Origin of the sequence: Mesorhizobium sp. CA6, assembly GCF_020165035.1 — a bacterium.
Taxonomy (GTDB): domain Bacteria; phylum Pseudomonadota; class Alphaproteobacteria; order Rhizobiales; family Rhizobiaceae; genus Mesorhizobium.
In genome coordinates this window covers 132497-155418 of sequence record NZ_JAIUHI010000012.1, presented here as the reverse complement: position 1 = coordinate 155418, position 22922 = coordinate 132497, and the positions used below count along the sequence as shown (strand labels likewise).

19 protein-coding genes are annotated in these 22922 nt (G+C 64.5%); 11 read left to right on the top strand and 8 right to left on the bottom strand.

The features are described from left to right. Positions 1-15 precede the first annotated feature (15 nt). Genes lpxA through lpxB form a run of 3 tightly spaced genes read left to right on the top strand, consistent with a single transcriptional unit; the run spans position 16 to position 2927 of the window. Positions 16-852, top strand: coding sequence for an acyl-ACP--UDP-N-acetylglucosamine O-acyltransferase (gene lpxA / locus LB526_RS19425; protein WP_140841295.1), 837 nt, complete (start codon positions 16-18; stop codon positions 850-852). Next, positions 839-1756, top strand: coding sequence for an LpxI family protein (locus LB526_RS19420; RefSeq protein WP_224528725.1), 918 nt, complete (start codon positions 839-841; stop codon positions 1754-1756). Before lpxA ends, LB526_RS19420 begins: the two co-directional genes overlap by 14 nt. Then, positions 1746-2927, top strand: a complete 1182-nt coding sequence (gene lpxB, locus LB526_RS19415) for a lipid-A-disaccharide synthase (RefSeq protein ID WP_224528716.1) — start codon at positions 1746-1748, stop codon at positions 2925-2927. The genes LB526_RS19420 and lpxB overlap by 11 nt, the downstream gene beginning before the upstream one ends. A 74-nt stretch (positions 2928-3001) precedes the next feature. Here the strand turns inward: lpxB and gltA are convergent, their stop codons facing one another. Then, positions 3002-4330 (bottom strand): citrate synthase, encoded by a 1329-nt coding sequence (gene gltA, locus LB526_RS19410; RefSeq protein WP_224528714.1) that lies wholly within the window; start codon positions 4328-4330, stop codon positions 3002-3004. A gap of 178 nt (positions 4331-4508) precedes the next feature. Next, the gene (gene gltX, locus LB526_RS19405; protein WP_224629274.1) at positions 4509-5933 is read right to left on the bottom strand and encodes a glutamate--tRNA ligase; all 1425 of its coding nucleotides are present in this window, start codon (positions 5931-5933) and stop codon (positions 4509-4511) included. A 102-nt stretch (positions 5934-6035) separates the two neighbouring features. Here gltX and LB526_RS19400 point away from each other — a divergent pair, with 102 nt between their 5' ends. After that, on the top strand, positions 6036-8501 hold the full coding sequence (locus LB526_RS19400; protein WP_224544474.1) for a ComEC/Rec2 family competence protein: 2466 nt from the start codon (positions 6036-6038) through the stop codon (positions 8499-8501). Between the two features lie 36 nt (positions 8502-8537). Here LB526_RS19400 and lexA read toward each other — a convergent pair whose 3' ends face one another. Further along, complete coding sequence (gene lexA / locus LB526_RS19395; RefSeq protein ID WP_224544475.1) at positions 8538-9272, bottom strand: transcriptional repressor LexA; 735 nt, start codon at positions 9270-9272, stop codon at positions 8538-8540. Between the two features lie 433 nt (positions 9273-9705). Between lexA and kynU the strand changes: the two genes are divergently transcribed. Then, positions 9706-10953: a kynureninase gene (gene kynU, locus LB526_RS19390; RefSeq protein ID WP_224544476.1), complete on the top strand. Its 1248-nt coding sequence runs from the start codon at positions 9706-9708 to the stop codon at positions 10951-10953. A gap of 47 nt (positions 10954-11000) precedes the next feature. Next, positions 11001-11831: an alpha/beta hydrolase gene (locus LB526_RS19385; protein ID WP_224544477.1), complete on the top strand. Its 831-nt coding sequence runs from the start codon at positions 11001-11003 to the stop codon at positions 11829-11831. A gap of 48 nt (positions 11832-11879) precedes the next feature. Here the strand turns inward: LB526_RS19385 and glp are convergent, their stop codons facing one another. The 5 genes from glp to LB526_RS19360 are packed head-to-tail and all read right to left on the bottom strand — an operon-like array spanning position 11880 to position 17287. Continuing rightward, positions 11880-13085: a gephyrin-like molybdotransferase Glp gene (glp, locus tag LB526_RS19380; RefSeq protein ID WP_224544478.1), complete on the bottom strand. Its 1206-nt coding sequence runs from the start codon at positions 13083-13085 to the stop codon at positions 11880-11882. After that, complete coding sequence (moaC, locus tag LB526_RS19375) at positions 13085-13564, bottom strand: cyclic pyranopterin monophosphate synthase MoaC (protein ID WP_095765374.1); 480 nt, start codon at positions 13562-13564, stop codon at positions 13085-13087. Before moaC ends, glp begins: the two co-directional genes overlap by 1 nt. 2 nt (positions 13565-13566) lie before the next feature. Continuing rightward, positions 13567-14379: an indole-3-glycerol phosphate synthase TrpC gene (gene trpC / locus LB526_RS19370; RefSeq protein WP_224544479.1), complete on the bottom strand. Its 813-nt coding sequence runs from the start codon at positions 14377-14379 to the stop codon at positions 13567-13569. Positions 14380-14384: 5 nt separating this feature from the next. Next, positions 14385-15395 (bottom strand): anthranilate phosphoribosyltransferase, encoded by a 1011-nt coding sequence (gene trpD, locus LB526_RS19365; protein WP_095765376.1) that lies wholly within the window; start codon positions 15393-15395, stop codon positions 14385-14387. Further along, positions 15392-17287 (bottom strand): peptidylprolyl isomerase, encoded by a 1896-nt coding sequence (locus LB526_RS19360; RefSeq protein ID WP_224544480.1) that lies wholly within the window; start codon positions 17285-17287, stop codon positions 15392-15394. Before LB526_RS19360 ends, trpD begins: the two co-directional genes overlap by 4 nt. 143 nt (positions 17288-17430) lie before the next feature. Here LB526_RS19360 and tpiA point away from each other — a divergent pair, with 143 nt between their 5' ends. The 5 genes from tpiA to LB526_RS19335 all read left to right on the top strand — a co-directional run bounded on the left by tpiA (position 17431) and on the right by LB526_RS19335 (position 22858). After that, positions 17431-18198 (top strand): triose-phosphate isomerase, encoded by a 768-nt coding sequence (gene tpiA / locus LB526_RS19355; protein WP_224544481.1) that lies wholly within the window; start codon positions 17431-17433, stop codon positions 18196-18198. 301 nt (positions 18199-18499) lie between these two features. Next, positions 18500-19012: a preprotein translocase subunit SecG gene (secG, locus tag LB526_RS19350; protein ID WP_224528672.1), complete on the top strand. Its 513-nt coding sequence runs from the start codon at positions 18500-18502 to the stop codon at positions 19010-19012. Between the two features lie 210 nt (positions 19013-19222). Next, positions 19223-20350, top strand: coding sequence for a L,D-transpeptidase (locus LB526_RS19345; RefSeq protein WP_224629272.1), 1128 nt, complete (start codon positions 19223-19225; stop codon positions 20348-20350). 149 nt (positions 20351-20499) lie between these two features. Then, the gene (locus tag LB526_RS19340; RefSeq protein ID WP_140542386.1) at positions 20500-22137 is read left to right on the top strand and encodes a CTP synthase; all 1638 of its coding nucleotides are present in this window, start codon (positions 20500-20502) and stop codon (positions 22135-22137) included. Between the two features lie 175 nt (positions 22138-22312). Then, entirely contained in the window at positions 22313-22858 is a 546-nt protein-coding gene (locus tag LB526_RS19335) for a DUF1697 domain-containing protein (RefSeq protein ID WP_224629270.1), read from the top strand. Positions 22859-22922 lie beyond the last annotated feature (64 nt).

Below are 22922 nucleotides of genomic sequence, written 5' to 3'. Positions count from 1 at the left end.
CGGTTCGAAATGCTCATGAAAGTCGCGACATCCATCCATCCTTCCTCGGTCGTCGAAGAAGGAGCCAAGCTCGGCGAAGGCGTCCGTATCGGACCCTTCTGCCATGTCAGCGCCGATTCGATCCTCGGCGACCGCGTCGAACTGGTCAGCCATGTGTCGGTGATGGGCGCCACGTCCATCGGGGCGGGGACAAAGGTCTATCCGATGGCGACGCTCGGCGCGCCGCCGCAAAACACCAAGCACAAGGGCGGTCGCACTACTCTGGTCATCGGAGCGAACTGCACCATTCGTGAAGGCGTCACAATGCATGTCGGCACCGACACCAGCCGTGGCGAGACGACTGTCGGCGACAACGGCAACTTCCTCGCCTATGCCCACATCGCCCATGATTGCGTCGTCGGCAAGAACGCCACCTTCGCCAATGGCGCGACGCTGGGCGGACATTGCGAGATCGGCGACAACGTCTATATCGGCGGCCTGACCGCCGTTCATCAATTCGTGCGCCTCGGCGATAATGTGTTCATCGGCGGCTGCGCGGCGGTCGTTGGCGACGTCATTCCTTATGCCATCGCCGCCGGCAACCGCGCCAAGCTGCGTGGGCTGAACATCATAGGTCTCAAGCGCTCCGGCCTGCCGCGTTCCGAAATCTACCTGCTGCGCAAGGCTTATAGGACGATCTTCGATCGTTCCCGCACCGTCGGCGAGAATGTGGAACTCGCCAAGGCCGAGTTCGCCGGGTCGCCAACGGCCATGAAGATCATCGATTTCATCACAAGTCGCGGCAAACGGCACTTTGCCGTCCCATCGCTCAAGGGCGACGGCGACGACGACAGCGGCGATGACGAGGGCTGAGCCGGCCAAGGCAGGGCTCGTACTCGCGCCGGGCTCCAGGGTCGGCATCATCGCCGGTGGGGGCAGCCTGCCCGTCGAAGTTGCCGATGGTCTGCTCAAGCAAGGTTTTGTGCCCTTCGTGATCATCGCCGAGGGTGAGGTCGACCGCGAGGCGGACTTTTCCGCCTACGAGCGGCAGACGCTGGCACTGGAAGATATCGGCCTGCTGCTTCCCTTGTTGAAGCGCAATGGGATCACGCATCTCGTTCTTGCCGGCGAAATCAAGCGCAGGCCGCGTTTGAGCAAGATTCGACCGACACTTGGCTTGCTGGCCATAATACGTTCCGTGATCAGAGCGCTGAGACGCGGCGACGACGGCTTGCTGAAAGTGTTGACCCGAAGCCTTGAAGATCGGGGCATTGCGGTGGTCGGCGCGCATGAGGTCGTTCCCGAACTGACGGCCGGCGAAGGCACGTTGACGGCGGCTCGTCCAAACCAATCCGACTGGCGCGACATCAAAGCCGGGCGCGCCGCCGCCAAAGCCATTGGCGCGCTCGATATCGGCCAGGCGGCGATTGCGATAGGAGGTCGAGCCATCGCGCTGGAAGGCATCGAGGGCACTGCCGGCCTGCTCGACAGAACGCGGGAATTGCGCAGCCACGGCAGGCTGGCCGGCAAGGCGCGCGGCGTACTGGTCAAATGCGCCAAGCCTGGGCAGGAGCTGCGCGCCGACTTGCCCTCCATCGGCCCGCAGACGATCGAAGCCGCACACGCCGCCGGGCTGGCCGGCATTGCGCTGGAAGCCGGCCACGCCCTAATTCTCGAAGGTCCGGAAACGCTGGCGCGCGCCAATGCTCTCGGCCTGTTCATCATCGGCCTGCCCGCCATGGAGGCGTCCAATGGGGAGCCGGCTAATGGTCGCTGACAAGCCGCTCAAGCTCGCGATCGTCGCCGGCGAGGAATCCGGCGATCTGCTTGGCGCCGACATCGTGCGGGCGCTCGAGCGCACGACGGGCCGCAAGGTGCAGCTCGTCGGCATTGGTGGCCGCCACCTGCAGCAACTGGGGCTGACCCCACTCTTCGATGGCGGCGAGATCGCGCTGATGGGCTTCAGCGCGGTGCTGCGCGACCTGCCGCGGCTGATGCGCCGCATCAGCCAGACGGCGGCGATGATCGCGGCCGAGCGGCCCGATTGCCTGATCACCATCGACAGTCCGGACTTTTCGCTGCGTGTCGCAAAGAAGATCCGCGCAACGGCACCGGCCATTCCGATCGTCCATTATGTCTGCCCGAGCGTATGGGCCTGGCGGCCGGGCAGGGCGGTGGCGATGAAGCCCTATGTCGATCACATCCTCTGTATCCTGCCGTTCGAGGTGAAGGCGCTCGCTCGTCTTGGCGGACCGCCGGGCACTTATGTCGGCCACCGGTTGACGCAGGATCCGGGCGTGCTTGGCGCCGCCAAGGCGCAGAGCCAGCCGCGCGATCTCGCCGACGACCGCGTCAAGACGGTGCTGGTGCTGCCCGGCTCGCGCCGCGGCGAGGTGCGGCGGCTGATCGAGCCCTTCGGCAAGGCGATGTCGGCGCTGCGCCAGCGCGGCCACCGCCTGCGCTTGCTGTTGCCGACGGTGCCGCATGTCGCCGAGCTGGTGAAGGCCTCGGTCGCGAGCTGGGACGACAAGCCGGAAATCATCACCGAGCCGGACCGCAAATGGCAGGCCTTCGGCAAGGCCGACGCGGCGTTGATCGCGTCTGGGACGGTTTCGCTGGAACTGGCGCTCGCGGGCGTTCCGATGGTTTCCTGCTACAAGCTCGACCCGATCGCGCGCCAGCTTCTGCAGCATATGGTGACGACGTGGTCGGCGCTGCTGCCCAATTTGATATCCGATCGCGCGCTGGTGCCGGAATTCTACGATCAGTATGTCCGGCCGGAGAACCTGGCGCGGCAGCTGGAAGCCCTGTTTGCCGACACCGGCATGCGCGCCTGGCAAAAGGCGGGCTTTGCCGAGATTGCCCGGCGCATGGCGACCGATCGGCCCTCGGGCGAGATCGCCGCCGAGGTGGTGATGGGGTGCATAAAGAGAGTGAATAGGGAGTAGCGAATAGCGAATAGGGCTGTGTCGGCTTCGCCCGTTTCCCCTATTCGCTACTTGCTATTTCGCTATTCGCTCAATTACCTTTTCGCAATCGGCACGTAATCGCGTTCCGTAGCGCCGGTGTAGAGCTGGCGCGGCCGGCCGATCTTCTGGTGCGGATCCTCGATCATTTCCTTCCACTGCGCGATCCAGCCGACGGTGCGGGCGACCGCGAACAGCACGGTGAACATCGTGGTGGGGAAGCCCAGCGCCTTCAGCGTGATGCCGGAATAGAAGTCGACATTCGGGTAGAGCTTCTTTTCGATGAAATACTCGTCGGTCAGCGCGATCTTTTCCAGCTCCATCGCGATGTCGAGCAGAGGATCGTCCTTGATGCCGAGCTCGCCCAGCACCTCATGCGCGGTCTTCTGCATGATCTTGGCGCGCGGATCATAGTTCTTGTAGACGCGGTGCCCGAAGCCCATCAGCCGGAACGGGTCGTTCTTGTCCTTGGCGCGGGCGATGAACTCGGGGATGTGATCGACATGGCCGATCTCGCCCAGCATGTTGAGGGCCGCTTCGTTGGCGCCGCCATGCGCCGGACCCCACAGGCAGGCGATGCCGGCGGCGATGCAGGCGAACGGGTTGGCGCCCGACGAGCCGGCCAGGCGCACGGTCGAGGTCGAAGCGTTCTGCTCGTGGTCGGCGTGCAGGATGAAGATGCGGTCCATGGCGCGCGCCAGCACCGGATTGATCTTGTATTCCTCGCACGGCACGGCAAAGCACATGTGCAGGAAGTTGGCCGCGAAGCCGAGATCGTTCTTCGGGTAAATGAAGGGTTGGCCAATATGGTACTTATAGGCCATCGCCGCGATCGTCGGCATCTTGGCGATCAGGCGCATCGAGGCGACCATGCGCTGATAGGGGTCCGAGATGTCGGTCGAGTCGTGATAGAAGGCCGACAGCGCGCCGACCACGCCGCACATCACCGCCATCGGATGCGCGTCGCGGCGGAAGCCGGTGAAGAAGCGCGACATCTGCTCATGCACCATCGTGTGGCGCGTCACGCGATAATCGAAGTCGTCCTTCTGCGCCTTGGTCGGCAACTCGCCGTAGAGCAGCAGATAGCAGACCTCGAGGAAGTCGCCGTGCTCGGCGAGCTGATCGATCGGGAAGCCGCGATGCAGCAGGATGCCGGCATCGCCATCGATGAAGGTGATCCCCGATTCGCAGCTCGCGGTGGAGGTGAAGCCGGGATCGTAAGTGAAGGCGCCGGTGGTGCTGTAGAGCGAACCGATGTCGATGACGTCCGGCCCGACCGTTCCGCTTCGCACCTTTAGTTCGTGCATCTTGCCGGCGAGCTCAAGCCTGGCGGCCGACTCGCGCTTTTTGCTGCCCGGTTCCGGTTTTGTCGCAGCTTCGCTCATTCTCAACTCCTTTTGTTCCTCATGCCGGCAAGGCAATTCCTGCAAACGACACGTCGAAGTCACCGGAATGCGCGAACTCGCCACCGCATTTTAGGAGGTGCGTGCCAGATTGGGCCAAGCCCAATGTTGCACTGCGAAACATACCTTTCAATGCCAATCTTCTTGGGCCAGCTCGCTCCTAATCGATTTGATCTCCAATGCGCGCCAGGCTTTCCTGACGGCCCAGCACGGCAAGCACGTCGAACACGCCGGGCGAGGTGGTGCGGCCGGTCAGCGCGGCTCTCAGGGGCTGCGCCACGGCGCCCAGCTTGTGCCCGCCGGCCTGCGCGAAGTCGCGGATCGAAGCCTCGGCCGAGGCGGCGTTCCAGTCGCCCTGAACAGAAGACAATGCACCATGCGCGCCGCGCAGAATCGCGCGCGCATCCGCGTTGAGCAAGCCCGCCGCCTTCTCGTCCAACGGCAACGGCCGCTCGACGAACAGGAACGCCGCGCCGTCGACCAGTTCCACAAGCGTCTTTGCCCGCTCCTTGAGGCCGGGCATGGCGGCAAGCAGTTGCGCCTTGCGCCGGTCATCGAGCTTTGCCGCGAGCGCCGGGCCGCCTTCGAGATAGGGCAAGGTGGCGACGAAGATGTCGAACAGCGCCCGGTCGTCCATCTTGCGCATATGGATGCCGTTCAGCGCCTCGAGCTTGGCGAAGTCGAAGCGGGCCGCGCCCTTGTTGACGTCGCCGATGTCGAACCAGGCGATCATGTCCTTAATCGACATCACCTCGTCGTCGCCATGGCTCCAGCCGAGCCTGGCCAGATAGTTGAGCAGAGCCTCGGGCAGGTAGCCCATGGCGCGATATGCCTCGACGCCGAGCGCGCCGTGCCGCTTCGACAGCTTGGCGCCGTCGGCGCCGTGGATCAGCGGGATGTGCGACATCGACGGCACATCCCAGCCCATGGCGTTGTAGATCACTGTCTGGCGCGCGGCATTGGTCAGGTGATCGTCGCCGCGGATGATGTGGGTGACGCCCATGTCGTGATCGTCGACGACGACGGCATGCATGTAGGTTGGGACGCCATCGGAGCGCAGGATGATGAAGTCGTCGAGATCCTTGTTGGGGAAGCGCACCTCGCCCTGCACGCGGTCGTTGACGATCGTCACGCCCTCGGTCGGTGCCTTGATGCGGATCGCGCCCTTGACGCCTGCGGGCGCCTCGGATGGGCCGCGGTCGCGCCAATGGCCGTTGTAACGCGGCGGCAGGCCCTTGGCACGTGCGGCCTCGCGCATCGCCTCCAGCTCCGCCGGCGTCTCATAGCTGTAATAAGCCTTGCCCATGCGCACGAGCTGCTCCGCCACTTCGCGGTGACGCTGCGCGCGCTCGAACTGCGAGACGGCTTCGCCATCCCAGGAGAGGCCAAGCCAGGTCAGCCCGTCGAGAATGGCAGCCGTAGCGGCTTCGGTGGAGCGCTCGCGATCGGTATCCTCGATGCGCAGCAGCATCGTGCCGCCGGTGTGCTTGGCATAGAGCCAGTTGAACAGCGCCGTGCGCGCCCCGCCGATATGCAGGTAGCCTGTAGGCGAGGGGGCAAAACGGGTGACGACCTTGTCGGACATGGAACTCTCGAGGAAGCGCTGAAAAATGCATGTTTCGCGCAGACTTCCACGCGACCGGCGTTCATGTAGCATAGGCGGTCTGGGGCGCAAGGGGCAGACCCGATGGCTGGACGTGGCCGGGGCGTGAGGGAGGGCGGGGAAACGACAGCTGGCGTCAGCGAGCGCCTGATGTTTGCCCATGCCGCGCCTGCGGAAGAAGCGCCGGTTTCGCTTCCGGAACTCCGTCTACCAGCCGGGCTTCTGCCGCCCGGTGCCGGTGCGCTTCAGCCAGCCTCGTCAATAGACACCGTAGGCCGAATCCGCAAACAGCTTGGCCGCGCTTCGCTTCCTGCGTTGCGCCGAGGCATCGCCGTCGCCATGGAGATCGAGCTTGACCGTGGCGTGGGCTTCCTGCTGGTGCCGGTGTTCCTGGCAGCCGGCGTGATCTGTTACTTCTCGCTGAGCGCCGAGCCGGACCTCTACAGGCCGCTTGCGGCGGTCGCCCTGATGGCGGTCTGCGCGGCGGTCTCGCGTTCCCGGCACAGAACGCACCTTGTCTTCATGGCGGCGTTTTTCTGCGCCTTGGGCTTTCTTGCGGCCAAGGTGGAGACCTGGCGGATGGCGACCCCGATGCTGGGTTCCGAAATCCAGACACGGCTGACGGGCCGCCTCGTCACCGCCGAGGCGATGGCCAACGGCCGTGTCCGGCTCACCATAGATCTGATATCCACGGAGCGTCCGAAGCTGCGCTACGCGCCGGACCGCATCAGGCTGTCGGCGCGCAGGATCCCGTCCGACATGTCGGCCGGGTCGATGCTGACCGGCTATGCCAAGCTGCTGCCGCCGACAGGTCCTGTTCGGCCGGACAGCTACGACTTTTCCTTCGACAGCTATTTTGCCGGCATAGGCGCCAGCGGCTTTTTCCTGGGCTATCCGAAACTTGTCGCGCCGACCCCGAGTGCGCCAACGGAGGTGCCGTTTGGCGCGCGCGTGGCATCGGCCATAGAAAATGCTCGCGAGGGGATTGCCGACCACATCAGGAGCAGCATCGGCGGTTCCGAGGGCGAGATCGCGGCGGCGCTGATCGTCGGCGTTCGTGCTGGCATTCCGGAAGCCATCAACGAGTCGATGCGACGGACCGGCATCTACCACATCATTTCGATCTCCGGCCTGCATATGGCGCTGGTCGCCGGCACGATCATGGTGCTTTTGCGCGGCGCCTTCGCGCTGTTTCCGGACTTCTCGTCGCGCCGGCCGGTGAAGAAATATGCCGCTGGCATCGCGCTGGCGTCGATCGCCGCCTATCTCGTGATCTCCGGCATCGTGGTGGCGGCCGAGCGAAGCTTCATCATGCTTGGCGTGATGCTGGTCGCCGTGCTTTTCGACCGCGCGGCGCTGACCATGCGCAACCTGGCGATCTCTGCCATCGCCGTCATCCTGGTCTCGCCGCATGAAGTGGTCGGCCCGAGCTTCCAGATGTCCTTCGCCGCCACCGCCGCCCTGGTCGGCGCCTATGCCGGCTTTGCCGACTATCGCGCCGGCAAAACGACCGCGCCGCCGGCAAAGCGTTCGTTTCTCGGGTTCTTATCGCGAAAACTGGCGATTGGAGCGGGTGGCGCCGCCGTGACGTCGCTCATCGCGGGCAGCGCAACATTGTTGTTTGCCATCTGGCACTTCCAGCGGGTGTCGCCGCTCAGCCTGCTGGCCAATCTGGCGGTCATGCCGATCGTCTCATTGGTCGTCATGCCGTTCGCCGTGCTGAGCGCGCTGGCCATGCCCTTCGGCTTAGACGGTCCCTTCCTCTTTGTCATGGGCAAAGGCCTGACGGCGATGATCGCCATTTCGGCATGGATTTCCGAGCGCTCACCGGTCGACGCCGTGGGGCTGATCTCGATCCAGTCGGTGCTGCTGGCGACGGTCGCGCTGGTCATCGCGACCATGGCTACCACTTGGCTGAGGCTTGCCGCCGTACCTTTCGCGCTCGCTGCGCTGCTGGCCATTCCGCACGTCCGCACACCGGACGTGCTTATCTCGGAGGATGCGCATCTGGTGGCGATGCCGATCGGCGGCGGCGAGCTTGCCGTCAATCGCGAACGCTCCAACGAGTTCACCACCGACAACTGGAAACGGGCGCTGAAAGCCGAGGAGATCGTGCCGCCAGAAAGGTTCGCCAAAGATACGCTGGACATTGCCGATCCCGCCGACCTGCCGCCCGGCTCGCCCTTCTATTGCAGCGGCGATCTCTGCATCGGTCGGCATCCTTCCGGCGCGATCGTCGCGCTCGCCGAGACCCGCGACACCGCCCGGCCGGCCTGCGGCTTCGCCGACCTCATCGTCATCAACGACGCCACGGCCTATAACCCGTGCCGCGATCCGCGTGTGCTCGTCGTCACCAAGCGGCAGCTGGCGCGCGACGGCAGCGCCGCCGTTTTCTTCGATCCGCAATCGGCAACCGCGCGGCCAACCGTCCGCTACGCGGTCGTAGAACCATACCGACCCTGGCACGAGCAGCGGAAATACACGCGCGAGGCGAGGGGACTGGCGCCCTATAAGCAGCCGGAAAAACCAGCCGCCGCACCGGCCCAATAGATTGTCGTTCGGGCGAAGAAGGCCGGGCAGTTCTGCTCAGTAGCGGCGGATAAGTCCGACGAGCTTGCCCTGAACCTTGACCCGATCCGGTCCGAAGATCCGGGTCTCATAGGCCGGGTTGGCGGCCTCGAGCGCGATCGAGGCACCCTTGCGGCGGAAACGCTTAAGCGTCGCCTCCTCATCGTCGACCAGCGCCACCACGATCTCACCCGGGCTTGCCGTGTTCGCATTGCGGATGATGACGGTGTCGCCGTCGAAGATGCCGGCCTCGATCATCGAGTCGCCCTTGACCTCCAACGCGTAATGCTCGCCGCCCATGATCATGTCCGGCGGCACCGAGATCGAATGCGTCTGGTGCTGGATGGCGTCAATCGGCACGCCGGCGGCGATGCGGCCCATCACCGGAATGGATACGGCCGCCGCGGCCTCGTCGTCATTGCTTGGCGTCGGGGTGCGTGATGGAGTCGTCGGCTTGATCTGGCGACTGAGATTGCCTTGGCCGCCCTGGATGACGCTCGGCGAAAACTTCTTCGCGGCATTCAGGCCAGGCGCGATCGAGTCGGGCAGGCGCAGCACTTCCAGCGCGCGCGCCCGATTCGGCAGCCGGCGAATGAAGCCGCGTTCTTCCAGCGCCGTGATCAGCCGGTGGATGCCGGACTTGGAGGCAAGGTCGAGCGCCTCCTTCATCTCATCGAATGATGGAGGAATCCCGCTCTCCTTCAGGCGTTCATGGATGAACATCAGGAGTTCATGTTGTTTGCGCGTCAGCATCGGCGGCCCCCACGGGTTCTGAAACCAGAATCAGAAAAACAAACCCAGAACAAACACTATCTGTTCCAGTTGTGTTCCGCAACCGTTTAAAGTTTAGTGAATTTGTTAAGGCTGCCGAAACAATGTCGCATCCGGTGACGGCCGGCTGCCCCTCCTGGGGCAGCGGCATTGATTCCGCTCGATTTTGGAGTTCCCCTTAAGCTGAAATACAACCCGACACGATCACGAAGCCGTGGTTGGGATCACGTCGGCTCGTACCGTAAGCGCGTGGCACCGTGAACGAAACGAACCCAAAATGCCAACCTTGGCGAAGTTCCGATCCGCAGTCTTCGCCGTCTATGGACCAGCTAACATAGGACCAAAGGTTCTTGCCCTGTCGCCGAGGGTGGTGAGACAACCCCCTTGGCCAGATCGAAATGGAGGCGGCAGCACAATGAGGGGAATTCCTGATCTCGCCGAAGTCGAGGCGATGGATGCCGCGGATCCGCTGCGCGCGACGCGCGATCGCTTCGTCTTGCCGGAAGGCGTCCTATATCTCGACGGCAATTCGCTGGGCGCTGCTTCGATCGACGCCTTCAGCGAGATCGAGACTGCCACGAGGCAGGAATGGGCGCGGGATCTCATCCGCGCCTGGAACACCGCCGGCTGGTTCGATATGCCCATCGAGCTAGGTGACCAGCTAGGACGGCTGATCGGCGCGAAACCCGGCCAGACGGTCGTTTGCGACACGACTTCGATCAATATCTACAAGGTCCTGCATGCGGCACTTGCAATGCGGCCCGAGCGTTCGGTGATTGTTGCCGAGGGCGACAGCTTTCCGACCGACCTCTACATGGCGGAAGGGGTCGCATCGACGCGGTCCGGCACGGTGCTGCGGCTCGAATGCGCAGATGCCCCGACGATTGAGGAACTGGTTGACGATCGCGTCGCGGTCATCCTGGTCAACCACGTCAACTACAAATCCGGCCGGCTGCGCGACATGGCGGCGCTCACCCGCAAGGCTCATGAAGCCGGTGCGCTGATCGTCTGGGACCTCTGCCACACGGCGGGTGCGCTGCCGGTGGATCTCGACGGCTCGAATGCCGATTTCGCCATCGGCTGCACCTACAAGTATCTCAATGGCGGGCCGGGCTCGCCAGCCTTCATCTACGCCGCGAACCGCCATCACCGCGACATTCGCCAGCCGCTCAGCGGCTGGTGGGGCCATGCCCGGCCTTTCGCGTTCGAGCAGGGCTACGCTGCGGGCACGGGCATCCGGCGGTTCCTGTGCGGAACGCAGCCGGTGCTGTCGATGCGCGCGCTGAAAGGGGCGCTGGATCTCTGGAACGATGTCGACATGAGGGCCGTGCGGAGAAAAAGCGTCGCGCTGACGGACCTGTTCATCCGGCTTGTCGAGGCCAGATGCGGCGGCTTCGGTCTTGAGCTGGAGAGCCCGCGCTCAGGCGCCGAGCGCGGCAGCCAGGTCTCGTTCGCACATCCGCATGGCTACCAGGTGATGCGTGCCTTAATCGAGCGCGGCGTGATCGGCGATTTCCGCGCGCCATCCACCATTCGTTTCGGCTTCACGCCGCTTTATGTCGGCTACCGCGATGTCTGGAATGCAGTCGAGGTGCTGCAGGACATCCTGCGCACTGGCGTCTGGCAAGACGCGCGCTTTGCCGTCAAAACAACCGTTACCTGACTTTAAATCGGCGATGCCGAACAAATGATCTGATCGCGGAGATACCGTTGCTGGGACATCGTATTGTCGACTGGGATGACGCTTATGCAAATGGCGCCAATATCGCCGGCGGCGACCGCTGGCCGGCGGCGTGGGATGGGCCGGCGCGGGCATTCCGCGAAAGGCTGCAGTCAGAGGGCAGGGCGCGGCTCGATGTTATCTACGGCGAAGCGCCGCGCAATCGCTTCGACCTGTTTCTCCCGTCTGCGGCGCCAAAGGGGCTCGTTGTGTTCATCCACGGCGGCTATTGGATGGAGTCGGACAAGAGCTCCTGGTCGCATCTGGCTGGAGGCGCGCTCGGCCGCGGCTTTGCCGTCGCCATGCCCTCCTACACGCTGTGCCCGCAGACCAGGATCAGCGGCATAGTCGGCGAGGCCGCGGCAGCGATCGAGAAGGCGGCGGCCATGGTCGATGGTCCGCTGATGCTGACCGGGCACTCGGCCGGCGGGCATCTCGCGAGCCGAATGGTGACCACGGTCTCACCGCTATCATCCGATGTGGCGCGGCGCATACGCAAGGTCGTTTCGATTTCAGGCCTGCACGACCTTCGGCCGCTGATGTTCACAGCGCTGAACGAGACCCTGAACATCGACGAGCCGGAAGCGCGGAGCGAAAGCCCGGCATTGTTGCGGCCTCGACAGGGAGCCTGCATCACCTGCTGGGCCGGCGGCGGCGAGCGTGCGGAATTCCTGCGCCAGAGCGCGTTGCTCGCCAACATCTGGACCGGGCTCGGCGCCTCCACCCGTTCAGTGGTCGAGCCGGACCGACATCATTTCAACATTGTCGATGGCCTCGCCGACCCGGATCATCCCCTGACCCGTACGCTGGTGGACGAATAAGGGTTACGATCGACTTCGTCGACGTATCAGGATCGACTTCGTCGACGCCTAGCGCAGCATGAGCACGCTGCATTCAGCGCCGGCTTCCGCCGCCGGCGCAAAGGGCTCGCGCACGATCAGGCCGTTGGCGTCGGCGAGCATCCGCAGCATCGAGGAGTCCTGGATTCCGAAAGGTATCGCGACCAAGGTGCCGGCGTCCTCGCGCACGACGGCGCGCACATAGTCCTGCCTAAGGTCGTTGGCCCGCATCGCGGTGCCAAGCCGGGCCGTTCGCATATCCTGATGGTGATCGCGGCCACCGAGCCGGGCAAGCAGCGGTTTCAGGAAGAGTTGCGAGCAGACAATGCTTGCCACCGGATTGCCGGGCAGGCCGATGCAGCGGATATGGCCAAGCCGGCCAAACATCAGTGGTTTGCCGGGGCGCATGGCGATTTTCCAGAAATCGAGCTGCATGCCTTCGCCGGTCAGCACGCTATGGACGAGGTCGTGGTCGCCGACCGAGGCGCCGCCGAGCGTGACGATGACATCGGCGTCCGCCTCGACCGCTTTCCGGACCAGCGCGGCAATCGCCTCCTGGCGGTCGGCGGCGATGCCGAGATCGAGCGCGAGCGCGCCGACCGACTGGGCGGCGGCTCCAACGCCGTAGGCATTCGACGAAATGATCTGGCCGGGGCCGAGCGCGCTGCCCGGGGGCAGCAATTCGTCGCCGGTGGCGATGATCGCGACCAGCGGCCGGCGCACGACGTTCAGGGCTGGGTGGTTGGCCGAGGCCGCCAGCGAAAGGGCCGCCGCATCGAGAACGCGGCCCTTTTCGAGCAGCACGTCGCCCTGGCCGAAGTCGAGCCCGCGGCGACGCACATTGCGTCCTTCCGCGGTCGGCTCCGTCACTTCGATCCTGCCATTGCAGAGATCGCGGACGTTTTCCTGGATGACGACCGTGTCGGCGCCCTCCGGCAACGGCGCTCCGGTGAAGATGCGCACGGCCTGGCCTTCCCCGACGGTTCCGGAGAAACCGCGCCCGGCAGGCGCCATGCCGATGACCTCGAGTAGCGCCGGCGCCGAGGCGACATCGGAGAAGCGCGCGGCATAGCCGTCCATCGCGGAGGCATCGAAAGGTGGCTGCGTGCGCAGCGCGACCACCGGCTCGGCCAGCACCCGGCCCGCCGCGTCAGCCAGCGGAACGCGCTCGCCCGGCAGAGCCGTCACGCCGTCGAGCAGGCGTTCGAGCGCCTCGGTGACCGGGAGCAAGGCCATTATGAACCTGCCTTGTAGTCGCCTGATTTGCCGCCGGTCTTCTCGACCAGCCGGACGCCGGAAATCACCATCCCGCGGTCCGCTGCCTTGGCCATGTCGTAGATGGTGAGGCAGGCTACCGAAGCGGCGGTCAGCGCCTCCATCTCCACGCCCGTCTTGCCGGTGACGCGGGCGAGCGCGGTGACCTTGAGACCTGGCAAGGAATGGTCCGGCTCGATCTCGACGCCAACTTTGGTCAGAAGCAGCGGATGGCAGAGCGGGATCAGTTCGTGCGTCTTCTTTGCGGCCATGATGCCGGCGATACGGGCAGTCCCCAATACGTCGCCTTTCTTGGCGTCGCCGGCCAGGATCATCTCCAGCGTTTCCGGCTGCATGGAGACGAACCCTTCAGCGACTGCCGTGCGCGTCGTCTCGGCCTTGTCGCCGACGTCGACCATATTAGCTTCGCCTTTAGCGCCAAGATGAGTAAGGGAGGCCATCCTCAAATGGCCTCGGCACGCGCCTTGCCGGTGAGCAGCAGTTGCGTGGCGGCGGCCACGTCGGCCTGCCGCATCAGGCTCTCGCCGACCAGGAAGGTGCCGATCTTGCTCTTCTCCAGCCGGCGGCAGTCCTGATGCGTGAAGATGCCGCTCTCGCTGACCAGCAGCCGATCCGCCGGCACCATGGCCGCCAGCCGCTCCGAAACGTCGAGGCTGGTTTCAAAGGTTCTGAGATCGCGGTTGTTGATGCCGATCAGCCTCGACGAAAGGCGAAGCGCGCGTTGCATTTCCTTTTCGTCATGCACTTCGACCAGAGCGTCCATGCCGAGCTCGAAGGCGGTCGCTTCAAGGTCCCTGGCAAGCGCGTCGTCGACGCTCGCCATGATGATCAGGATCGCGTCGGCGCCCCAGGCGCGTGCTTCGTAGACCTGGTAGGGATCGAACAGGAAATCCTTGCGCAGAGCCGGCAGGCGCACCGCTGCCCGAGCGGCCGTCAGGAATTCGGGAGCGCCCTGGAAAGACGGGGCGTCGGTAAGCACCGAAAGGCAGGCGGCGCCACCTTTCTGGTAGGCCTGTGCCAATGACGGCGGATCGAAATCGGCCCGGATCAGGCCCCTGGAAGGGCTGGCCTTCTTGATTTCGGCGATCAGCGCGAAACCGCCGTCTCGGCGCTTGGCTTCCAGCGCGGCAAGGAAGCCGCGCGGCGGCTCGGCGTCCCCGGCTTTCGTCTTGATCTCGGCGAACGACACGGCGAGCTTCGCCGCGGCAATCTCTTCACGCTTGTAGGCTTCGATCTTGCGCAGGATATCGGACAAGGGGTCTATCCGTTCGAAATCTCGATGAGCTTGTCGAGCACCGCAAGCGCGCGGCCGCTGTCGATCGCTTGCGCCGCCGCCGCGATGCCGTCGGCCAGCGTCGTCACCTTGCCGGCCACAACCAGCCCGGCGCCGGCATTCATCAGCACCGTATCGCGATAAGCGCCGGCGGCTCCGCCAAGCATATCGCGCAATTCCTTGGCGTTGTAGGCCGCGTCGCCGCCGCGCAGCTCTTCTTTTGTGTGCCGCTTCAGGCCAACGGCTTCCGGCGTCAAGGTAAAGCTGCGAATCTCGCCGCCGGCGAGCTCCGCCACCTGGGTCTCGCCGGTGGTGGTTATCTCGTCATAGCCGTCGCCATGGACGACCCAGGCGTGATCGGCGCCCAGCGCCTTGAGCGTCTCGGCCACGGGCATGATCCACTCCGGCAGGAAGACGCCAACCATCTGGCGGCTGACGCCGGCGGGGTTCGACAGCGGTCCGAGCAGGTTGAAGATGGTGCGCGTGCCGAGCTCGACGCGGGTCGGCCCGACATGCTTCATCGCCGGATGATGCGCCGGCGCGAACATGAAGCCGACGCCGGCCTCATGGATGCAGCGTCCGATCGTCTCCGGCGGGATATCTATTCTAACGCCCAGCGCCGTCAGCACATCGGCGGAGCCGGTCAGCGACGACAGGCCGCGATTGCCATGCTTGGCGACCGGCACGCCGGCCGCGGCAATGACGAAGGCCGAAGCGGTCGAGATGTTGACCGAATGCGAATTGTCGCCGCCGGTGCCGACGATGTCGATCGCGCCTTGCGGCGCCTCGACGCGCAGCATCTTGGCGCGCATCGTGGCGACCGCGCCGGAAATCTCGCCCACCGTCTCGCCGCGCACGCGCAGCGCCATCAGGAAGCCGCCGATCTGGCCGGGCGTCGCGTCGCCCGACATGATGATGTCGAACGCCTCGCGCGCCTCCTCGAAGGAAAGCGCGGTGCCCGATGCGACCTTGGCTATGTGTGTCTTGAGAGCGCTCATCGTGTCTGTGCTTGCGAAACCGCGTTCGGATCGATGCGAACGTCATATTGCGACTGCAACTGCGCCACCAGCTGGTCGAGCAGATCGTCGGACATGCCGGCGCCGAAGGATTTCTGCGCGTCGTCCGGCACCGCGCTGCCATCGGCGCCCGCCGGCTCGAAGACCTCGGCGACCTTGAACAGGATCTGGCCGTCGCCGGTGGGCGAGGGGATCAAACCGGTACCGCCTTCACCGACGCCGAACATGGCCGCGGCGCCTTCCTTGCCGAAATCGGCATCGTCGGCTTCGCGCTTCAGGCCGCGCTTGGTCTGCTTGTCGAGCTTGAGCTCGCCGGCGATGACGTCGAGCGCGGTGCCTGCCTTGAGGCGCTTCTCCAGCTCCTGAGCCTTGGCGTCGAGCCGCTTGTCGGTCTCGGCCTCCGTCCAGTCGGCGACGACCTTCTTGCGGACTTCATCCAGCGTGCGGTCGCGCGCCGGCGTGACCGACTGCACTTCGTAGAAGACGAAACCGTTGCCGGCAGTCGTCAGGCCTTCGTTCTCGGTATTGGGCTCCGCCGCGAACACCGACTTGATCAGCTCGGCCGATTCCGGCAGGTCGTTGACGATCGTGCCGTCCGGCCGCTGGCCGGTACGGTCGATGGCATCGATGGTGACGACCTTGAGCTTCAACTTCTCGGCGGCCTGGGCCAGCGAGGCGCCCGATGCGCGGGTGTCCTCGTAGCTGTCATGCACATCGAGCAGGATGCGGCTTGCCTCGCCGAGCGCCAGGTCCTTGCGGATCTGGCCGGACACTTCCGACAGCGGCTTCACCACCTGCGGCTTGATCTCGGTGACGCGCAACAGCACGGGACCGAAGGCGCCCTGGACGACCTGGCTCACCTCGTTGGCATTGAGCGAGAAGGCGGCATCGGCCACCGCCTTGTCGGCGATCTTGTCCTTGGCCAGCGTGCCGAGCAGCGTGTCGGCCTGCGTCTTGCCTTCGGCGGTGACGAGCTTGTCGAAGGTCGCGCCGGCCTTCAACGAATCCAAAGCGGCCTTGGCCGCATCCGGCGTCTTGAACACCAGCTGCTCGATGGTGCGCATCTCGGGCGTCGTGTAGCGCGCGATGTTCTTGTTGTAGTCCTCGCTGATCTGCTGGTCTGTCACCGCGGACGGATCCATGATGTCTTGCGGCTCCAGCCGGACATAGGAGAACTTGCGGTATTCCGGCGCGGCATAGTTCTTCTTGTTGGCGTCGAAATAGGTTTTGAGGGCGCTGTCGGACGGCGCCTCGATCGGCTGCACCAGCGTCTTGGGCAGCACGACATAGTCGATCGTGCGATCCTCGCCGCGATAGAGAGAAACCGCCTTCAGGAAAGTCTGCGGAACCTTGAGGCCGTCGGAGATCGCCTCGACGATCTGCTGGCGCACGGCCACCTGCGAGCGGTTTCTGAGATAGTCCTCGGGCCGCATGCCGAGCTGGCGCAGCAGATACTCGAAGGTGCGGCGATCGAACTGGCCGCCGGGGCCTTTGAAGGCCGGATCCTCGCGCGTCAGTTCGGCCAGCCGATCCTTGGAGAGGCCGAGCCCCAGCTTGCGCGCCTGTTCGTCGAGCACTGCGCCCGAAACGAGTTGCGCCAGCACCTGATTGTCGACACCGAGCAGCTTGGCCTGTTCGTGGGTGACGCGCTGGCCATATTGCTGCGACAGAAGGCTGAGCTGGCGGTCGTAAGCGAGGCGGTACTCGTTGATCGAGACCTCCGTGCCGCCGGCCGTGATCACCGCGTGATGGCCGCCCAGCACACCACCCACCATGCGCGTAGTCGCGCCCCAGGCGAGGAAACTCACCACCAGCAAGGACAGCAACGCCTTCGCGACCCAGGTGCCTGCCGCGCTTCTCAATATACCAAGCATGCATACTTCCGATTTTTGCGCATTTTCGCGTGCGCCGAGTCTGAAACAAGCGCAATAGCGCCCTTCCGGCCCACTGTCGATTGCTTTGTGACCTGATTTTGGTAGTGAGGGCGCTGCTTAATGTCGCTCGGAGAACGCGCCCCATGACCCCTGGAATCCGCCCGCTTGTCGCCGGCAATTGGAAAATGAACGGCACCAGCGCCTCGCTCAACGAGCTGCGGTCGATAGGCAACGGGTTCATGAGCGGGCTCGACGCGGAGACCGAAGCGGTCGTGTGCGTGCCGGCGACCTTGCTGCAGCGCGCCGCCGAGATCCTGTCGCGCACGCCGGTGCGTGCCGGTGGAGAGGATTGCCATCCCAAGGAGAGCGGCGCCTTCACGGGCGAGATTTCGGCCGAGATGCTCAAGGATGCCGGCGCAAGCCACGTCATCGTCGGTCATTCCGAGCGCCGCGAGCTGTTCGGCGACGACGATGCAATGGTCCATGCCAAGGCGTCGGCAGCCTGGCGGGCTGGGCTGGTGGCCATCATCTGCATCGGCGAGACGCGCGCCGAGCGGGAGGCGGGCGCCACCCTTGACGTCCTGTCGCGCCAGCTTGACGGTTCCGTGCCGGCGAGCGCCACCGCCGCCAACACCATTATCGCCTACGAGCCGGTCTGGGCGATCGGCACCGGCCTGACGCCGACCGCCGCCGATGTCGCCGAGGCGCATGCGCATATCCGGGGCAAGCTGACCGCGCTGCTCGGCGATGCCGCGGCCAGGACGCGCATTCTTTACGGCGGCTCGGTCAAGCCTTCCAACGCGGTGGAACTGCTCGGCGTCGACAATGTCGACGGCGCGCTGGTCGGCGGCGCCAGCCTGAAGGCAGCCGACTTCCTGGCCATAGCGGAAGCTTATATGAACATGGCTTAGCCTGCGTTGATATTCAGGTGATGCCGGCCTGCGAACGATGGTTTCCTGCGCTTCCGGTGCTCACGTACTTTAGTACGCTCCGCTCCGGTTCTCGGAAACCACCGTTCTCGGCTCGGCCTGACCTGAATCTCAACACACCCTAGCCGTCTCCCGGGCTCGCGTGGGCTAAATCGTTGTAATGGCCGCATTGGTTCCCATATTCCCGGCCACGGGCTTGGAAATGCCGCCAAAGCATTGTAAGGAGCCGCCTCCAAATCATCGGTCGTATGCGCGCTCGCGCAAGGCCTCGCCAGGATAAATTATGGAAACCGTACTGATCGTCGTCCACCTCATGGTCGTGCTCGCCCTCGTCGGCGTGGTGCTGCTGCAGCGCTCCGAAGGCGGCGGCCTGGGCATCGGCGGCGGTTCCGGTTTCATGACCGCTCGTGGCGCCGCCAACGCGTTGACGCGCGCCACCGCGATCTTGGCGGCAGCCTTCTTCGTGACGTCGCTGGCGCTGTCGATCCTTGCCCGCTACGGCGAAAAGCCGATCGACATCCTCGACCGCCCGGCAACGTCCAGCCAGGGCAACGGCGTGCTCAACCAGCTGCCGGGATCGAACGGACCGGTGGGCAGCTCGCAGCCCGCAGCCCCGACCGGCGGCTCTGCTCCCGCGGCTCCGGCTGGCGGTGCGACGAGCACCACGCCGCTTGCCAACGGCGCCACAGCGCCGGCTCCGGCCACAACGCCTGCTCCGGCGCCCGCGAATCCGAGCACCGCGCCGGCGACCAACGGCGTCACCTTGCCGGTCACCCCTCAGGTTCCGAACCAGTAGCCGGACAAGCACTGCCGCGATCTGTTGTTCTTTGAACACAGTCGCGGCAAATGCGCGCCCGATCACGAAGATTCAACCGGGCGTGGCGCCTGCCTCAGCTTGAGGCGATGACAGCTAATCGATTATAGATTGCGCGCGGCACTTTTGGCGTCCTTGGGGGGCGCCGGGCGACGCCGTGGGCAACACGCATTGAACGATCGGATCTTCGCCATGCAGCTTCGCAGCTTCATCATTTTGGGAGTCTGTGCCGTCCTCGGCATGGGTTCCGCGGCCCTTGCCGGACCGGCAACTATGGTCTCCTCCCCGTCGGTAGAGAAAACCGATGCCATTCCCGTTGCCGCCGCCAAGAGCGACGCATCGCAGCTGAGGCTTCTCAAGAAGAAGAAAAATCCGACCTCGGACGATCTCGCGCAGATCGGCAAGCTCGAGGCCAAGATCGCTGCCGACAAGCAAGCGGCAAACGATAAGGCGCTCGAAGCTCGCAAGATGGCGATGCGCGAGGCCGCCAAGGCCAAGGCTGACGCGGCGCGCCAGGAATGGCTCGCCAAGAAGGGCACTGCCGCGACGGCTGAGGTCGCCGACGCCAAACCGGCCAAGAAGACCACCAAGATCATCGCGCCGCTGGACCCGGTGGCGCAGATCATGCCGGTCAAAGCCGAGGAGCCTATCCCGGCTGAGGTCATGAACATCACCGCTACCGGCAACAATGGCGAGTTGCGCAGTGAGCAGCCCGGCCAGAAGCAGACGAGCAGCGGCGGGCTGTTTGCCGGCCTCTTCGGCGGCTCGTCGGTGAGCTCGATCAGTTACCTGCCCGAGACCCGTGCGCTTGATTCGGCGCTGGCCAAGAAGGCCGCCAAGCGGCCGTTCAAGGTGAAGCCGGAATTCGTGCCGCAGGACGTCACGTTCACCGGTTATGAGCCGGGCACCATCGTCATCGACACCAGCGCGCGCCGCCTCTACCTCGTCGAGTCGTTTTCCACGGCACGCCGCTATGCCATCGCGGTCGGCCGCGAAGGCCTGCAGTTCAAGGGCACGGTAGCCGTCGGCGACAAGCAGGAATGGCCGCGCTGGATACCGACGCTCGACATGCAGAAGCGCGAGCCGAAGCATTACGGCCAATACAAGGACGGCATGCCCGGCGGCGGCGAGAACCCGCTCGGCGCGCGCGCCATCTATCTCTATGACGGCAAGAAGGACACGCATCTGCGCATCCACGGCACAATCGCGCCGCAGTCGATCGGAACCAGCGCCTCCAATGGCTGCTTCCGCATGATCAACGAGCACGTCATGGACCTCTACAGCCGCGTCAAGATCGGCACGAAGGTTGTTATTATCTAAGGCTTTTCCGTCAAACTGCCGAAAGGGCCGGCATCGCCGGCCCTTTTGTTTTGACTGAATCCAAGCCCGTGCGGGCCCCGTCGCCATTTTGGGAAAAAGCCTTCGCGGCGGTTTTTTCTCTGGCGGAATCAATCAGGCCGCGTTAAGCGATGACTCCCATGGCGCGATATGTATTCATCACAGGCGGCGTGGTTTCCTCACTCGGAAAAGGCATCGCCGCAGCAGCTCTTGGGGCTCTTCTGCAAGCGCGAGGCTATCGCGCGCGGATCAAAAAGCTCGATCCTTATCTCAATGTCGATCCCGGGACGATGTCGCCGTATCAGCACGGCGAAGTGTTCGTGACCGATGACGGCGCCGAGACCGACCTCGATCTCGGCCATTACGAGCGATTCACCGGGCGCTCGGCGAACCAGCAGGACAACATCACCACCGGCCGCATCTACAAGAACATCATCGAGCGCGAGCGGCGCGGCGACTATCTCGGCGCGACCGTGCAGGTGATCCCGCACGTCACCGACGAGATCAAGCATTTCGTACTGGACGGCAATGACGACTACGATTTCGTGCTGTGCGAAATCGGCGGCACGGTCGGCGACATCGAGGCGATGCCGTTCCTGGAAGCGATCCGACAGCTCGGCAACGACCTGCCGCGCAACAACGCCGTCTATGTGCATCTGACCCTGATGCCCTACATCCCGACGGCCGGCGAACTGAAGACCAAGCCGACGCAGCATTCGGTCAAGGAACTGCGCGGCATCGGCATCGCGCCCGACATCCTTTTGGTGCGCGCCGACCGGCCGATCCCGAAGGAGGAGCGCCGGAAACTTTCGCTGTTCTGCAACGTGCGCGAAAGCGCCGTCATCCAGGCGCTGGACGTGCCGCATATCTATGACGTGCCTTTGGCCTATCACCAGGAGGGCCTCGATTCGGAAGTGCTGGCGGCCTTCGGTATCGACCCGGCGCCGAAGCCCCGCATGGAGCCGTGGCAGAAGCTTTCCAACCACATCCACAATCCGGAAGGCGAGGTGACGATCGCCATCGTCGGCAAATACACCGGCCTCAAGGATGCCTATAAATCGCTGATTGAGGCGCTGTCGCATGGCGGCCTCGCCAATCGCGTCAAGGTCAAGCTCGACTGGATCGAAAGCGAGATCTTCGAGAAGGAAGACCCGGCGCCGTGGCTGGAGAAGGTGCATGGCATCCTCGTTCCCGGCGGCTTCGGCGAGCGCGGTTCGGAAGGCAAGATCCTGGCGGCAAAGTTCGCCCGCGAGCGCAAGGTGCCTTACTTCGGCATCTGCTTCGGCATGCAGATGGCCTGCATCGAGGCGGCCCGCTCGCTGGCGGGTGTCGACCATGCGTCGTCGACCGAGTTCGGCCCCACCGACGAGCCCGTCGTCGGCCTTATGACCGAGTGGCTGAAGGGCAATATGCTTGAGAAGCGCAGGGCCGCAGGCGATCTCGGCGGCACGATGCGGCTTGGCGCCTATCAGGCCGAGCTCGCCAAGGGCTCGAAGATAGCGGATATTTACGGCGACACGCAGATTTCCGAGCGCCACCGTCACCGCTACGAAGTCAACATCGACTACAAGCAGCGGCTCGAGGATTGCGGCCTGGTGTTTGCCGGCATGTCGCCCGACGGCGTGCTGCCGGAGACGGTCGAATATCCTGACCACCCGTGGTTCATCGGCGTGCAATATCACCCCGAACTGAAGAGCCGCCCGCTCGACCCGCATCCGCTGTTCGCGAGCTTTATCTCGGCTGCAGTGGATCAGTCGCGGCTCGTCTAGGCGTGCTGATATTCAGGTGAGGCCGGCCTGCAAATGGCGGCTTCCTGCGCTTCCGGTGCTCACGTACTTCAAGTACGTTCCGCTCCGGTTCTCGGAACCCACCATTTTCGACTCGGCCTGACCTGAATCTCAGCACGCCTTAGCTCCGGCCTGCGTGCCAGCTATGCGGACCGTAATGCAAACTTATGTCGCGCTGCTCTACAGCATCATCCTGGGCGAGGGGCGGCGGGTGGTCATGTCCGACCTGAAGGCCATGGCGGAAAGCCTCGGGCTGAAAAACGTCCGCACGCTGGTTGCGACAGGCAATCTGGTGTTCGAGGCGCGCACAGGCGAGCTTTCAAAGCTCGAGGGCCGGCTGGAAAGGGCGTTCGAGAAAAGCTTCGGCCGGCATGTCGACATCATCGTGCGCGGTGCCGAGGACTGGCTGAAGCTTGCCGCCGCCAATCCGTTTCCGGGCGAATCAGCGGACGCGGCCGATCAGGTTGCGGTGCGCGTGATGCGCGAGCCGCTGCCGGCGGACACCGTCGAAGCCCTCCAGCCCTATGCAGCCGACGACGAGTTGGTGCAGGTGGTAGACGGCGATATCTGGCTTGTCTTCTCGCGTGAGCGGCCGAGCTCGCGGCTGCTTGCCGCGGCCAATCACAAACGCCTTGGCATCGGCACGTCGCGCAACTGGAACACGGTGCGCCGTCTGGCGGAGATGGTAGGCAGTAGGCAGTAGGCAGTAGGCAGTAGGCAGTAGGGTGGCATTCTCTATTGCCTAAGCCCTACTGCCTACTGCCTTG

Bases quoted from the DNA above. Each gene is read 5' to 3' on its own strand.
- lpxA (WP_140841295.1), top strand. From the start codon at position 16: ATGAAAGTCGCGACATCCATCCATCCTTCCTCGGTCGTCGAAGAAGGA.
- LB526_RS19420 (WP_224528725.1), top strand. From the start codon at position 839: ATGACGAGGGCTGAGCCGGCCAAGGCAGGGCTCGTACTCGCGCCGGGC.
- lpxB (WP_224528716.1), top strand. From the start codon at position 1,746: ATGGTCGCTGACAAGCCGCTCAAGCTCGCGATCGTCGCCGGCGAGGAA.
- gltA (WP_224528714.1), bottom strand. From the start codon at position 4,330: ATGAGCGAAGCTGCGACAAAACCGGAACCGGGCAGCAAAAAGCGCGAG.
- gltX (WP_224629274.1), bottom strand. From the start codon at position 5,933: ATGTCCGACAAGGTCGTCACCCGTTTTGCCCCCTCGCCTACAGGCTAC.
- LB526_RS19400 (WP_224544474.1), top strand. From the start codon at position 6,036: ATGGCTGGACGTGGCCGGGGCGTGAGGGAGGGCGGGGAAACGACAGCT.
- lexA (WP_224544475.1), bottom strand. From the start codon at position 9,272: ATGCTGACGCGCAAACAACATGAACTCCTGATGTTCATCCATGAACGC.
- kynU (WP_224544476.1), top strand. From the start codon at position 9,706: ATGAGGGGAATTCCTGATCTCGCCGAAGTCGAGGCGATGGATGCCGCG.
- glp (WP_224544478.1), bottom strand. From the start codon at position 13,085: ATGGCCTTGCTCCCGGTCACCGAGGCGCTCGAACGCCTGCTCGACGGC.
- moaC (WP_095765374.1), bottom strand. From the start codon at position 13,564: ATGGCCTCCCTTACTCATCTTGGCGCTAAAGGCGAAGCTAATATGGTC.
- trpD (WP_095765376.1), bottom strand. From the start codon at position 15,395: ATGAGCGCTCTCAAGACACACATAGCCAAGGTCGCATCGGGCACCGCG.
- LB526_RS19360 (WP_224544480.1), bottom strand. From the start codon at position 17,287: ATGCTTGGTATATTGAGAAGCGCGGCAGGCACCTGGGTCGCGAAGGCG.
- tpiA (WP_224544481.1), top strand. From the start codon at position 17,431: ATGACCCCTGGAATCCGCCCGCTTGTCGCCGGCAATTGGAAAATGAAC.
- secG (WP_224528672.1), top strand. From the start codon at position 18,500: ATGGAAACCGTACTGATCGTCGTCCACCTCATGGTCGTGCTCGCCCTC.
- LB526_RS19345 (WP_224629272.1), top strand. From the start codon at position 19,223: ATGCAGCTTCGCAGCTTCATCATTTTGGGAGTCTGTGCCGTCCTCGGC.
- LB526_RS19340 (WP_140542386.1), top strand. From the start codon at position 20,500: ATGACTCCCATGGCGCGATATGTATTCATCACAGGCGGCGTGGTTTCC.
- LB526_RS19335 (WP_224629270.1), top strand. From the start codon at position 22,313: ATGCAAACTTATGTCGCGCTGCTCTACAGCATCATCCTGGGCGAGGGG.